Annotated in this window: 11 protein-coding genes; 5 read left to right on the top strand and 6 right to left on the bottom strand. The window is 63.9% G+C overall.

The features are described from left to right. Positions 1 to 198 precede the first annotated feature (198 nt). Positions 199 to 1,638 carry a sodium:solute symporter family protein gene (locus tag SA496_RS22535; RefSeq protein ID WP_120654421.1) on the top strand — a complete coding sequence of 480 codons (1,440 nt, stop codon included), beginning with the start codon at positions 199 to 201 and terminating at the stop codon, positions 1,636 to 1,638. A gap of 168 nt (positions 1,639 to 1,806) precedes the next feature. Here SA496_RS22535 and SA496_RS22530 read toward each other — a convergent pair whose 3' ends face one another. From SA496_RS22530 to SA496_RS22515, 4 genes are all read right to left on the bottom strand, one after another. Continuing rightward, positions 1,807 to 2,118 (bottom strand): hypothetical protein, encoded by a 312-nt coding sequence (locus SA496_RS22530; protein ID WP_120654422.1) that lies wholly within the window; start codon positions 2,116 to 2,118, stop codon positions 1,807 to 1,809. Positions 2,119 to 2,226: 108 nt separating this feature from the next. After that, positions 2,227 to 3,045, bottom strand: a complete 819-nt coding sequence (locus tag SA496_RS22525) for an outer membrane protein OmpK (RefSeq protein WP_330114497.1) — start codon at positions 3,043 to 3,045, stop codon at positions 2,227 to 2,229. 459 nt (positions 3,046 to 3,504) lie between these two features. Continuing rightward, positions 3,505 to 5,709, bottom strand: coding sequence for an Ig-like domain-containing protein (locus tag SA496_RS22520; RefSeq protein ID WP_280358071.1), 2,205 nt, complete (start codon positions 5,707 to 5,709; stop codon positions 3,505 to 3,507). A 42-nt stretch (positions 5,710 to 5,751) separates the two neighbouring features. Next, positions 5,752 to 7,047 (bottom strand): hypothetical protein, encoded by a 1,296-nt coding sequence (locus SA496_RS22515; protein WP_153920594.1) that lies wholly within the window; start codon positions 7,045 to 7,047, stop codon positions 5,752 to 5,754. A gap of 387 nt (positions 7,048 to 7,434) precedes the next feature. Between SA496_RS22515 and SA496_RS22510 the strand changes: the two genes are divergently transcribed. The 3 genes from SA496_RS22510 (at position 7,435) to SA496_RS22500 (ending at position 11,003) form a co-directional block, all read left to right on the top strand. Then, positions 7,435 to 8,847, top strand: a complete 1,413-nt coding sequence (locus tag SA496_RS22510) for a sensor histidine kinase (RefSeq protein ID WP_120654426.1) — start codon at positions 7,435 to 7,437, stop codon at positions 8,845 to 8,847. A gap of 5 nt (positions 8,848 to 8,852) precedes the next feature. Next, positions 8,853 to 10,283, top strand: a complete 1,431-nt coding sequence (locus SA496_RS22505; protein ID WP_120654427.1) for a sigma-54-dependent transcriptional regulator — start codon at positions 8,853 to 8,855, stop codon at positions 10,281 to 10,283. Between the two features lie 192 nt (positions 10,284 to 10,475). Next, a complete protein-coding gene (locus tag SA496_RS22500) occupies positions 10,476 to 11,003 on the top strand; it encodes a response regulator (RefSeq protein ID WP_120654428.1) in 528 nt (175 codons plus the stop codon). Between the two features lie 240 nt (positions 11,004 to 11,243). Here SA496_RS22500 and SA496_RS22495 read toward each other — a convergent pair whose 3' ends face one another. Further along, positions 11,244 to 12,434, bottom strand: coding sequence for a type II secretion system F family protein (locus SA496_RS22495; protein WP_120654429.1), 1,191 nt, complete (start codon positions 12,432 to 12,434; stop codon positions 11,244 to 11,246). A 5-nt stretch (positions 12,435 to 12,439) separates the two neighbouring features. Continuing rightward, positions 12,440 to 12,862, bottom strand: a complete 423-nt coding sequence (gene gspG, locus SA496_RS22490) for a type II secretion system major pseudopilin GspG (protein ID WP_120654430.1) — start codon at positions 12,860 to 12,862, stop codon at positions 12,440 to 12,442. Positions 12,863 to 13,024: 162 nt separating this feature from the next. Between gspG and SA496_RS22485 the strand changes: the two genes are divergently transcribed. Beyond that, on the top strand, positions 13,025 to 13,648 hold the full coding sequence (locus SA496_RS22485) for a lytic transglycosylase domain-containing protein (RefSeq protein WP_153920590.1): 624 nt from the start codon (positions 13,025 to 13,027) through the stop codon (positions 13,646 to 13,648). The last annotated feature ends 76 nt before the right edge of the window (positions 13,649 to 13,724 follow it).

Genomic DNA, 13,724 nt, shown 5'->3' with positions numbered 1-13,724 from the left:
GGCGTTCTGTCGATTTTTTTGCTCATTGCTGCTGTATTTGTTTGACATATTTTACGTCTTTGGCAGACTTCGCTTCCGTGGTATCCGCCCGGTTCACTCCGTGCCGGGCTTCGCCGTCAATAACAAAAACTCCGTCAGTCGAGACTCCTGTCTCCCAGGTTTCCGGCCCCGACGGGCGTGCCTCTGGAACAAGAACAAATGCTTATCTGGTTTGTTGCGGTATACCTGCTGGTCACCGTCGGTGTCGGTTTCTACGCCGCCACCCGCGTCAAAAACTCCAAGGACTTCGCGGCCGGCGGCCGGAGCATGTCCTTCCCCCTGGTTGCGGCGATGGTGTTCGCCACCTGGTTCGGCTCGGAAGCCGTGCTGGGCATTCCCGCAAGCTTCATCGAGGAAGGATTCGCCGGGATCATCGAAGACCCCTTCGGCTCTTTCGGTTGCCTGATGCTGGTAGGCCTGGTGTTCGCCCGTCCCCTCTACCGCATGAACCTGCTGACCATCGGTGACTTCTTCAGGAAGCGCTTCGGTCCGAACGTCGAGCTGATCACCAGCCTGGTAATCATCGGTTCCTACCTGGGCTGGGTGGCTGCACAGCTCACCGCACTGGGCCTGGTGTTCAACGTGCTGTCCGACGGCTCCATTACCACTACCCAGGGCATGCTGATCGGCACCGGTATCGTGCTGCTCTACACCCTGTTCGGCGGTATGTGGTCCGTTGCCCTGACCGACTTCATGCAGATGATCATCATCGTCGTCGGCCTGGTGTACCTGACCTGGCTGATCGGTGACATGGCCGGTGGCGCCGACGTGGTGATCAGCCATGCCGCCAGCGAAGGCAAGTTCACCTTCATGCACGGCTTCGAGCCACGGGACATCGTCGCCTTCATCGGCGCGGCGGTGACCATGATGTTCGGCTCCATCCCGCAGCAGGACGTGTACGCCCGCGTAATGTCGGCCAAGACTGAGAACATCGCCGCCCGTGCCTCCATGACCGGCGCCGTGTTCTACCTCTCCTTCTGCATGCTGCCGATCTTCCTGACCTACGCTGCATCGCTGATCGACCCGGCCATGGTGCAGAAGTGGCTGGCCGAAGACTCGCAGATGATCCTGCCGCACCTGATCATGGAGCGCACTCCGCTGTTCGCCCAGATCATGTTCTTCGGCGCGTTGCTCTCGGCCATCATGTCCACTGCCTCCGGCACCCTGCTGGCACCGTCGGTGACCTTCACCGAGAACGTGCTCAAGCGCTTCATTCCGGACATGAACGACCGTCAGTTCCTGCTGGCCATGCGTCTGAGCGTGATCGCAATGACCATTGCGACCTCGCTGTTCGCCCTGTACTCGGATGCGAGCATCTACGAGATGGTGGGCAACGCCTACAAGGTGACCCTGGTCGCCGCCGTGGTGCCGCTGTTCGCAGGTCTTTTCTGGAAACGCGCCACCACCCAGGGCGCCCTGCTGGCAATCGCCGCGGGCCTGATCTCCTGGATCTTCCTGGAAGCCACCTACGCCGAAACCGACTTCTGGCCGCCGCAACTGGCTGGCCTGCTGTTCAGTGCCCTTGGCATGTTCGTGGGCTCGATGCTGCCGCAGTTCGTGCGCAGCCGTCGCGAGTCCCTGGAGCCTGTCGCGGCCTGATAGGTCGAGAAATGAAAAAGCCCCGCCAAGTGCGGGGCTTTTTCATTGGCGGCGAATGGCTTGTAGGGGCGAACTCATTCGCCAGGCAGGCCGAAGGTCTGCCCTACGAGGCTGAATGGGGTAGCTACGCCACCCTTGGCGAATGAATTCGCCCCCACAAATCAGGCTTCAGGCCACCAGTTCGACGAAGCCGCGCAGCACCGTGAGGCCGACGAATACGGCCATGGCAATCGAGCTGTTGCGGGGCACTTCGTCGCAGAGATTGCGGTAGTTGATGGGGGCGAAGAAAAGCTTCGGCCAGCAGGCGAAGATGGCGCAGAGGGCTATCAGGGAGAGTGCGGCGAGGCCGGAGGAGAAGTCGAAGGGCTCGCTGGCGAGGATGCAGCCGATGGGGGCGGCAATCGCGATGGCGATCCAGGCGCTGGAAACCAGTTTCTCACCCCGGGTGTGCGAAGTGGCTTGGGCGCTGTCGCTGGCCATCGGAAGGTTCCTTTTCTGACTGCAGGCTGAGACTGTCGCGCATTCTCTACCCGCCTTTTCCATGGTGCAAGACAGAGGGGCCCGACATTGTGCCGGGCCCCACAGGCATCAGAAATGCACCTTGGCCAGCAGGCTGAAGGTGTTCTGGTCGGTGCCGCCGAGGATCTCGTCGCCGAGGAAGCTGTTGTCGTCGATGGCGTACTTGTTCTTCCAGTAGTCGTACTCGATGCCGACGTAGAAGTGCTTCACCGCGCTCCAGCCCATGGCCTTGCCCAGGTCGTACTTGATCTGCGGGTTGAAGTGCAGGTTGGCGTGCAGGTCATTCGGACGGTCGGAAGTGGCGTCCTTGTTGTTCCATACCCAATCCATGAACCCGTCGATCAGGATGTCCGAATTGCCCACCGGAATGGTGTAGGACCACACCGGGGTGACCTGCCACTGGCCGGACGGGCTGTTGGTGATGCCGTCGGGCTTGCGGTAGTAGAAGTTCAGCTGGAAGTAGTCGAAGCCGGGGACCTTGAGGTCGAAGCCCGGGCCGAGCAGGTAGTTCTGGTTGCGGTTCTCGCCACGCTCGTAGGTCGCGGCCAGCAGCACGCCGCTGATGGGGCCCAATTCCAGCTTCTGGTCGAAGATCTTGCCGAAGGACAGGCGCGGGGAAATTTCGCCATAGTAGGTGTTCTTGCCGGCGTTGGCGTCTTCCTCACCGTTGTAGTTGATCTGGTCGACGAAGATGAACAGGTCACCGAAGGTCCAGCCGCTGGCGTGCTCGAAGGTGAAGGTCTGCTGGATTTCAGGGTTGATCTCGAAATCCTTGCCGTAGAGGTAGGTCAGGCTGTTGTCCTGCCACAGCAGGGGGCCGTCGGCCAGGGCGTTGCCGGCCGCCAGCAGGCCACCAGCGAGCATCAGGGAGGAAAAGACGCGGTTCATCGGGTATTGGCTCCAGTGGTTTTAAGCTGTGTCTATCTGCGTAGAACTTGTCTGATTGGTCAGGTCTGCCGGGCAGCAAAAAGAGCGCCAGGATGCTCTGGGCAAACGACCGGGCGCGCGATTATCGGGTGAAGGCGAGGTTTTTCAAGCGGTTGTACGAGGTTCGCGGTGATTTCCCGACTGCTGGAAGCTGACCAGGTGCACAACTCTGGGGATGAATCTGACCGTGTGGGCGGTTTTGCCTTGAATTGGGGCGGCAGGGGGGCCATGTCTTAGGGGGGCCACGTTTCACCGGTCCACCATTCGGGGCGGGCATGGCGCCGCTGGTGGATGGAGAAGCGCTATCCACCCTAATGGGCTTGTGAGATTGAACGTCGGCTTGCTGAGCGTTGGGCCAATGCCAAACAAAAAAATCCCCCCAGCCGCCCGACGCGACTGGGGGGAACTGGCGCTGAGCGATCAGCGTACGGTGATGTTGCCGGTGCGCACGCCTCCGAAGGTGGAGCGCACGGTGACCCCGGGGCTGGCGCTGGGGACGATAGCGGAGGAGTTATTCACCGACAGCTTCCAGCGGCCGTTCGCCGCCGGCGTGGCGGTGCCCAGCAGAGCGGTGCCTTGGGTACTGGTGACCTCGATGCGGATCTGGTTGTTCTGCGGCCGCGAGGTGGTGCCCTGGATATCCCAGGAGTAGCGGTTGTTGGAGCCCGCCTTCACTTGCGCCTGAGTGATCGCCAGGCTGTCGGCCGCCACGGCCGGGTTCACCGTCACGGTTACCGTTGCTGCCGACGAGGTGGCGCCGATCGAGTCCCGCGCCTGGTAATTGAAAGTGGTGGTAAAGGCGGTGGTCACGCTAGCCGGCGGGGCATAGGTCACCGTGGTGCCGTTGGTGTTGGTCGTACCGAGTCCTGTCGGCGGCTGGGTGAGGTTCACCACCGTCATCGGGTTGGCTTCCGGGTCTGCGTCATTGGCCAGCACATTGATCGTCACCGGTGCGCCGGCGCTGGTGGTCGCAGTGTCGTTGGCGACCACCGGCGGCAGGTTCGGTCGGACGGTGATGGTCACCAGGGCGGGGGCGGACAGGGCGCCCAGGTTGTCACGGACCTGATAGGTGAAAGTCTCTGTCTGGGTGTTCGCGACCTGGGGCGGCGGGGTGTAGATCACCGCACCGGTGCCGCTCTGTACCAGGGTGCCGAAGGTGACGCTGCCAAGGCTGGCGATGGACAGCGGCAGATTGCCGTCCGGGTCGCTGTCGTTGGCGGTCAGGGCCAGGGTCACCGTCACGTCGGCGGTCGTGCTGCCGCTGTCCGGGTAGGCCACGGGTGGCTGATTGGCCGGTTGGGTAACGGGGCTGCCTTCGATGACCACGAACTCCGTGTCGCTGCCGCCAGCGGCCGATTTCACCGTGACCTTCGCCGGGGGCTGCTCAATGCCGACGGCTACCAGGCGCTGGATCACACCGCTGACCGGCAGCAGGCGGCCGAAGCCTTCAGCGGCCATGGACGGAATTTCCACTTCGTCACTGGAGCGCGCCTCTACCGTCAGCGTCTTGTTCGGCCAGGAATAGCGCGCCTGGCTGATCTTGACGATATCGGTCAGTGGCTGGGTCAGGGTGGTGGCCGAGGCGTTGGTGTCTGTTGCGGTGATCAGCACGAAGGGCGGCAGGTTGGCCGGGGCCAGGTCCTGGCCGAAGAACAGCCCGCTGCCATCGCCGGTCATCTCGAACTGGCAAGGCGACGGTGGGTCACCCACCAGGTCGACGCTTTCGCGGAAGCACAGCGTTGCGCTGGCGCTGGAGTTGGCGAACACCGATATCCAGGTGCGCTGGGCGTCGCGGCTGTACGTGGCGCGGTCGACGCCGACCTCGCTTGCGACGCCACCGGTGAAGAGCTTGCCGGACAGATTGAACAGGTCGGTCTGGATGGAAAGGCCATTGGGGCCGTCGATGCGCACGAAGTTGGTTCCGAAGGGACTGCCGGTTACCGCTTCGGTCAGGTTGGGGTCGCCGATGAAGGTTTCCAGTTCACCGGACTCCGGGTTGGTTTCCTGGATGGGGCCTCCGGCTCGTGTCAGGAAAGGGCCGATGTTCCCTGCCAGGGCACCGCTGAAGTTGCCGGGGGCGCCGATGCCAATGTCGCGGGTCATGTTGATGGCGCGACGCCCGGGCGCGGTAACGTTGAAGGTGTCCACGCCATAGGGATGGGTGACGGTATAAGTGCCGGCCACCGGCACCGTGGCGCGAATGCGGATGCGCGCGAAGCTCTGCTGGTCGCCCTGCCGCGGCACGCCGCCGGCGAAGGCCGCCTCGATGCCGGCCACATAGACATCCAGCTGCAGTCCGTTGCCGGGATCGTCGATGCTGGTTTCGGCGAGCATCCAGAAGCTTTCATCCGGGAAGTTGCCGGGGAAGGCCACGGGTTTGGTCTCGTCGAAGATGCCTGGGTTCGGCAGCAGGGTGCACATGAAATTACCCGGAGCCCGCGTGCTGAGGGTCTTGGACAGGCAAAGCTCCAGCGGCGTGCCCTGGGTGTCCTGATACCAGCGTGGGAAGTAGCCGCTGGCAGCGGTGTACGGACCGGGGTCCACCGCAGCCAGTTGCGCCTCGGCAACCGGGGCGCCGATAAGCACACCCAGCAACAGGGTGAGTATTCCTGGCCATTTGAACATGACTGCCTCCGTTCACTCGCCTGGGGCGGGTGAGTGTTGTTCTCAGGGGAGAATCAGGACTTCTTCGGTATCGGAACCGCCATTGGCCGAGCTCACATGGACGCTCGCCGGTGGAATGACGCCGGCCGGGAGATCCAGGTGTCCGGCTACCAGCGGGCCAAGTCCCTCCACTGTGAGCACCGGCTGGTCGGCCTGGTCGCTGGAGCTGGCGTCCACCGTCAGGCGGCCGGTGCCCAGGCTGTACTCAGCGCGGCTGATGGTTACCAGGTCCACCAGCGGCGCGGTCTTGGTAGCGGCCGTGCTGCCGGGGATGGCCACGCTGTTGTCGGCGATGAACGACACGCTTCCATTGGCCGTCGGGGTCGCTGCGGACTGGCCGTACCAGGCACCGGTGGCGCTGCCCAGCATGGCGCCGCTGGCACCGGCGGTATCGGTGTAGCGCACGGTGGCCGGGGCGGGTGGGGCCAGGGTGAAGAAGTCCTGCTGGGCGGTGCCGTCGGTACCGCCAGTGGAATAGGTCGCGCGTTCGACGATCAGGGGCGTCGGCAACGGCACCTGGGACAACTTGCCGGAAATGGCGAACTGCCGCGTTTCCGCGCGCAAGCCGTTGGGGCCTTCTATACGCACGAAATTGGTCCCGAAGGGGCTGCCAGTGACTTCTTCCAGCACGTTCGGGTCGCCGATGAAGGACTCGGGCAGGCTGGTGACCGGGTTGACCTCCACATAGGGTCCGTTCACCGAGCGCAGGAAGGGCCCGACGTCACCTTTCAAGGCCCCGCTGAAGTCGCCGGGCGTGCTGATGCCGATGTCGCGGGTCAGGTTGATGGCGCGCGTCCCGGGGGCATCCACATCGAACACTTCCACGCCGTAGGGGTGAGTGACGGTGTAGGTGCCAGCCACCGGTACGGTCACCCGGATACGGATTCGCGCGAAGCTGATCTGGTCGCCCGCTGCAGGCAGACCACCCCCGAAAGCCGCTTCCAGTGCGGAGACATAGATCAGGTCGATGCCGGTGGCCGCATCGGTGATGACGGCATCGCCGGTGAACCAGAACGCCTCGTCCGGGAAGTTGTCGGGAAAGGCGACCGGCTGGGTTTCGTCGAATACACCCGGGTTGGGCAGCAGGTTGCACATGAAGGAGCCGGGGACGCGGGTGCTCTGTGCCTTGGATAGACAGAGATCGAGGGCGCGGCCATGGGTGTCCTGATACCAGGCCGCGAAGAACCCGTTGGCCTCGGTAGTGGCTGTCTGGTCGACCGCATAGAGACCGGCCTTGGTCGGGACGACCGTGAGTCCGAGCAATAGTGGGAGCGCGAGTTTCGGCAGTGCGTTGTGCATGGTGTTGCCCTTCCAGTCGATGAACTTCGCCGTTTGTCAGGCTCCGATAGGCCGGGGGCCCGTCGTTGACCAGGAAAGGGCGCAAACCCCATGCCAGAGCGGTTCGGCCGCTCTGGCATGGGGGCGACGTCTGAAACATCTTGAAAAGAGTCGTCGGGAGCTTTCGCCGGAGCTGGGGATTGGCACCCCAGAAGTGGGGGAAAAGTGGGTGGCGAAATGGGGAATTTCCGGCCGTACCGTTCGGCGACCGCTGAACGGTACGGCCGCGAATCATGGGGCCTGCGCTATAACTACCCGCAGTCGGCGCAGGAGTTGCCGGCCCGGCCGGAGGCACCTTTTCACGCCCGCCTTGCGAGCGATCCGACGGTCACACTAGGGGAGGTTTCGATGAAGATGGCGCTGGTGACCAAGCCCTTCAATCTGTTCCGCTGGTTCTCCCTGGTGAGCCTGGTGATCATCCTCGCGGTGGCCATCCTGCTCGGCTCGGCGGCGACCCGCTTCCTCATGCGCGAGAGCATCGACCGCGATGCCATGCTCAGTGCCCAGTTCATCAAGTCCATCGCCGATGTCGAAGTCATCCACGGCAACTTCTCCCCCGGCCTGACCCTGGGCGAGTTCCTCGACAAGCGCGTCGATGGCGCGCGCCTTGGCGTCTCCCACGAACAACTGATCAAGTCCCACGAAGAGTTCTTCGACCACATCGTGCGCCTGCCCGATGTGCTGCTGGCCAACGTCTATGCGCCCGACGGCGTGGTGATCTGGTCGACCAATCCGAAGCTGGTGGGTGGGCATTCTCTGGAGCGCGCCAAGCTCAGTGAGGCGGTCAGCAGCGGCAACACAGTGACCACCGAGCATCACGGCCCCGATGCCTGCCCGGCGGAAGACTATTTCATGCGTGTGCCGCACAGCCTCTACCTGGAAAGCTTCATCCCGCTGCTGGACAGCCGGGGCGAGGTGCTCTCGATCATTGAGATCTACAAGGAACCGGTGGATCTGATCGCCCGCATGAACCGCGGGCTTGTGCTGCTGTGGATCGCCACGGCAGTGGGCGGAGCGGTGATCTACCTCAGCCTGTTCTGGTTCGTGCGCCACGCCTCGCGCCTGGTGGACGACCAGCAGCGGCAACTGGTGGAGAACGAAACACTGGCCCTGCTCGGCGAGATGTCCACAGCGGTTGCCCACAGCCTGCGCAATCCGCTGGCATCCATCCGCTCCAGCGCCGAGCTGGCGCTGGAGGTGGATCCGGGGCCGCTGCACAAGAACCTGGGCGACATCATTACCCAGGTGGATCGCATGTCGAAGTGGGTGCGCGAGCTGCTGCTGTCAGCCCGCCCGCTGGCCGGCGACCAGGAGCCGGTGGACCTCACCAACGCCCTGGAGGAAACCCTCGCCGCCTACGAGCCACAGATTCGCCACGCCGGCATCGAGGTCGACTGGCAAACCCGGCAGGCCCCCAAGGTGGTCAGCCATCCGGTACTCCTGCAACAACTGCTCGGCAGTGTCCTTTCCAATGCCATCGAGGCCATGCCGCGCGGCGGTCGCCTGGCCATCTGCCTGGAACCCGATGCGCGTCGCCATCTGCTGACCCTGACCGTCAGCGATACCGGCAGCGGCATGTCGCCGGCCATGCTGGAGATGGCCTTCAAACCTTTCCACACCACCAAGCGTGGCGGTCTGGGCGTCGGCCTGGTGCTGGTGCGCAAGATCGTCGAGCGCTTTGGTGGAGCAGTCAGCATCGATAGCCGGGAGAACGCCGGCACCAACGTGCACCTGACCTTCAGGGCCACGGCAGGGGGATAACAAAAATGGGCAACAGCATTCTGATTGTCGAAGACGACGAAATCCTGGCCGACAACTTCTGCACCTACCTGCAACGGCGTCAGTTCGACGTCATGGTCTGCAGCTCGGCCGAAGAAGCGCTGCCGATCATCGAGGCGCAGCATCCGGACCTGGTCCTCACCGACTACTGCCTGCCCGGCATGAGCGGTTGCGACCTGATCAGCCGTGCCCGCGCGATGGACGAACAGCTCAAGGTCATCATGATCACCGGCCACGGCAATGTGCAGGGCGCGGTAGAGGCCATGAAGGCTGGCGCCAGCGACTACCTGACCAAGCCGGTGGCGCTCGCCGAGCTCAAGCTGGTGGTGGACAAGGTGCTGGAAGCGCGGCGACAGGAACAGCGATTGTCCTTTTACCAGCAACGTGAAGCCCAGGACTCCGGGCTCACCGGACTGATTGGCGATTCCGAACCCATGCGCACCATGAAGGACATGGTGCGCCAGGTGCTCGGTGCCGAAGAGCGCATGGCCGGGGAAGACCTGCCAGTGGTACTGGTCGAGGGTGAGACGGGTACCGGCAAGGAGCTGGTGGCTCGCGCGCTGCACTTCGACGGCGCGCGCAGCAAGGGCCCTTTCGTCGAGTTCAACTGCGCCTCGATTCCCTCTCACCTGCTGGAAGCCGAACTCTTCGGCCACGAGAAGGGCGCCTTCACCGACGCCAAGGACCGTCGCGTGGGCCTGGTTGAAGCTGCTGACGGCGGCACCCTGTTCCTTGATGAGGTGGGCGAGATCGACCTGCTGCTCCAGGCCAAGCTGCTCAAGTTGCTGGAGGACCGCACCATTCGTCGCCTGGGTTCGGTGCGCGAGCGCAAGGTCAACCTGCGCATCATCAGCGCCACCAACTGCAACCTCGAACAGATGGTCCAGGAGGGCAAGTTCCGCCGCGACCTGTTCTTCCGCCTGCGCATCATCACCATCAAGGTGCCGCCACTGCGCGCCCGTGGCGACGACGTCCTGACCTTGGCCGAACATTTCGTCGCCCAGCATGGCAAACGCTATGGCAAGCCGGGGCTGCGTTTCAGCGCAGAAGCCAAGTCCGTGCTCAAGGGCTACAGCTGGCCGGGAAACGTGCGCGAACTGCGCAACATGCTGGAGCAGACCGTGCTGCTGGCGCCGGGCAACCTCATTGGCCCGGACCAGCTCACCATCTGCCGTGGCCTGCTGGCGGGCGCCGGCGTCACCGAAGCGGCGATGCCGCAGATGGCCAGCAGTCCGCTGGGGCTGGAAGACGAGAACATGAGCCTGTCCGACGCCGAGCGTGACCTGGTGGTGAAGGTGCTGGGCAAGACCGACTGGAACATCTCCAAGTCCGCCCGCATGCTCGGCCTGACCCGCGACATGCTGCGTTACCGTATCGACAAGCTGGGCCTGGAACGGCCCGACCGGCAGCAACATTGAAATCCTCCCCGATTCAGGGGTTTCCCCCGACCAAGGTCGGGGGATCAATGTCTGGTGAAACTTCCGCGCCGATCTAGACTCTAGAAATCATCGACCCAGTCGGGTCGATGCAGCCTTGGCTCGGAACGTGCAAGGATGCAAGTAGCGGTCAGCCTGGCCGCCGTCCGATCTCCTGACAGGGGAGCAGCCGCAGTGTCGAAGAAAGTATTGATAGTCGACGATGAAGAAATCCTCGCCGGGAACTTCCAGACCTACCTGGAAATGCTCGGTTGCGAAGTGCGCACCGCCGCCAACGGTGCCATCGCTCTGGAAGTCGTGGTGAACTTCAAGCCCGACTTGCTGGTGCTCGATTATCGCTTGCCGGACATGACCGGTTTCGATGTCTTCGATGCCATCCGCACCCTGCACAGCTGCGAAGCGGTGCTGATGACCGCACATCCCAGCATCGAAGTGTGCAACCGCGCCATCGAGCGCAAGATCGACATCATCCTGCTCAAGCCTTTCCCCCTGCATGAGTTGGGCAACGTGGTGCTGCATGGCCTGCCTACCGGCGCCCTGCGCGAGTCCCCGAGCGAACCGTCGTCCCAGATGGAACGTCGTCGTGGCGGCGAAGTGAATTTCCCGCTGAAGCTGTATGACGGCGCCTGGGTACTTTCCGATCGCCGCCGTCCCGCGGCAGGCTCCGAAGAACCCGTGAAGCAGGTCAAGAAAGGCACCTGACGTCGCCGGTTCAAGAAGAAGCGCAGGCTTGGTCCTGCGCTTTGTTTTTTCTGGCTGGACTCCGCTTGGTGGACGAGGTGCGTGCCGGTTGCGGACGAGCCAACCGCAGGGAACGTGCGGAGGAAAACGCCCTTTTATCCACCATCGGTGCTGGACCGAAGCCTGCCTGGTCGAACGGACCGCGACGGGGTCGCTGCGCGGCCTTTGGTGAATGAATTCGCCCCTACCAGCACGCGCGGATCACTGGATGCTGGATGCCAGCTCGAAGATCGGGATGTACATCAGGATCACGATCACCCCGATGATCAGCCCGATGAAGGTCATCAACAGCGGTTCGAACAGACGCACGAACCATTCGATCCAGCGGCCGGTTTCCTCGTCATGGAAATCGGCCGTGCGCTCCATCATCTCCCCGAGGTTGCCGGACTGTTCACCGGCCCTGAGCATGCGCAGCGATACCGGCGTCGACAGCCCATGCTCTTCCAGCGCGCGTGACAACGACTGCCCTTCGCGAATGCGCGCGGCGGCCTGGTCCAGCCTCGGGCGCGAGGCGGCGCCGAGCAAGCCGCGCACCATCTCGATGGCGGTGAGGATGGGGATCCCGCCCTGCAGCAGGATGCCCAGGGAGCGATAGAAACGCGCCAACTCATAGACCTGGATGCGCTCTCGGATCGCCGGTAGTCGCTCTATCTGCCGGCCAAGGGCGCGGCGCACGCTCTCCTGGCGCAACAACAGCACAAGGGCCACCAGGACCAGCGCGGCGCCGCCGAACACCTCCGCCTGATGCGAGTGCAGGAACAGGCCGCTGTGCAGCAGGACCCGGGACAGCCAGGGCAGGTTCGAGCCCAGACCTTCGAACACCAGGCTGAAGCGCGGCACCACATAGCCCACCAGGAACAGCAACACACCGCAGCCGACCATGAACAACAGCACCGGGTAGACCGAGGCACTGATGATCTTCTGGCGCACCTCATCCATCCGCGTGCGATAGGCCACGTAGCGGCCGAGGGCGTCACCGACCGCGCCGGTCTTCTCGCTGGACTGCACCAGCGCGACGTAGAGCGCAGGAAATACCGAGGGGAACTGCGCCAGGGCCTGGGACAGCGACTTGCCCTCATAGAGCAGCCGCACCAGGGCCCCCAGCACCTTGCGCGCCTGCAGGTCGGCTTCCTTCTCCGCCAGGCTCTCCAGCGCATCGATCAGCGACAGGCCGGCGTTCAACAACGTGGTCAGTTCCTGGCTGAACAGCAGCAGCGGAAACGCCTCACGGCGCCGCCAGTTCTGCAGCGACCAGCCGCGTTCGGCCTGCAGGGCCAGCACCCGCAATCCCTGGGCTTCGGCCTGGCGACGGGCGTCGTCCTGGCTTGCCGCCTCCACCACCAGGGCGACTACCCCGGCCTGGGCGCGTACCGCCTTCACCTGGAAGCGCATGGCGGTCACTGCCAGCTGGTGACTTCGGCGTTCTCGCCGTCGCCGCCAGGCTGGCCGTCCTTGCCCAGGGTGAGCAGGTCGAAATCGCCGTTCTCACCGGGAGCGCGATAGACATAGGCGCGGCCCCAGGGGTCCTGCGGCACTTCCTTCTGCAGGTAGGGACCGCCCCAGCGCGGCTCGTCGGACGGGGCGCTCACCAGTGCCGTCAGGCCCTGCTCGGTGCTGGGGTAGCGGCCCACCTCCAGGCGGTAGATATCCAGGGCCTTCACCAGCCCCTCGATCTGCGCCCGGGCCACCTTGGTTTCCGACTTGCCCAGCTGGTTGAAATACTTCGGTGCCACAATGCCGGCCAACAAGCCAAGCACCACCAGCACCACCAGGAGTTCGAGAAGGGTGAAGCCCTGTTCGGGTCGACGAAGCATCTTCATGGGAGCCTCCGCTGCGGGTCACTGCGTATGGCTATGCAAGAGCTATGCACGACAGACGGGCGAGGGGGGCGACACATCGCCGGACCGACCTTCCGGCACGTGCTTTGCTGACGGAACAGCACCGAGCAACCCCAAGGGCTCCGGCCCCGCAGGGAGAGAACAATGATCAGAGTGCCCGTCCTGGTGCTGTCCAGCATCCTTGCAAGCAGCGCGTTCTGCGCCCATGCCGACATCTTCCGGGTTGTCTCGGCGGACGGCAGCATCACCCTCACCAACATCCAGCGCAGTGATCGCAAACTGGTTCGCGTGGCCCGTGAGAAACCCTTGCTGGCCAAGGCCCCAAGCCTGGTCCAGCCGATCCGCAAAGGTAGGACCAAGGCCCCGCGCTACGCGCTGATCGTCGCCCAGGCGGCCTTCGACTACGAACTGCCGGCGGAGCTGTTGCACGCTGTGATTCAGACCGAATCCAACTACGATCCTTCCGCCCTCTCGCCCAAGGGCGCTGCCGGCCTGATGCAGTTGATGCCCGACACCGCGAAGGACCTGGGCGTGCAGGACGTGTTCGACCCGGCCGCCAACGTGCGTGGCGGCGCGCGCTACCTGAAGCGCCTGATGACGATGTTCGACAATGACCTCTCCCTTGCCCTGGCCGCCTACAACGCGGGTCCCGGGACCGTGCTCGCCTATGGCAGTGCCATTCCTCCCTACCCGGAAACCCAGCGCTACGTGCCCAGTGTCCTGGGTCACTACCAGCGCCTCCAGGCCGACGCAAAACGACCCCGCTAGTGGGGAAATTCCCCAGATGCGGGGGCGTTTTCCTGCGAATCCTTCACCGCCATCACCCCGATTCCATAGTCCTGTG

Origin of the sequence: Pseudomonas sp. JS3066, from assembly GCF_036328175.1 — a bacterium.
Classification (GTDB): Bacteria; Pseudomonadota; Gammaproteobacteria; order Pseudomonadales; family Pseudomonadaceae; genus Metapseudomonas.
This window is presented reverse-complemented; position numbering and strand designations above follow the sequence as displayed.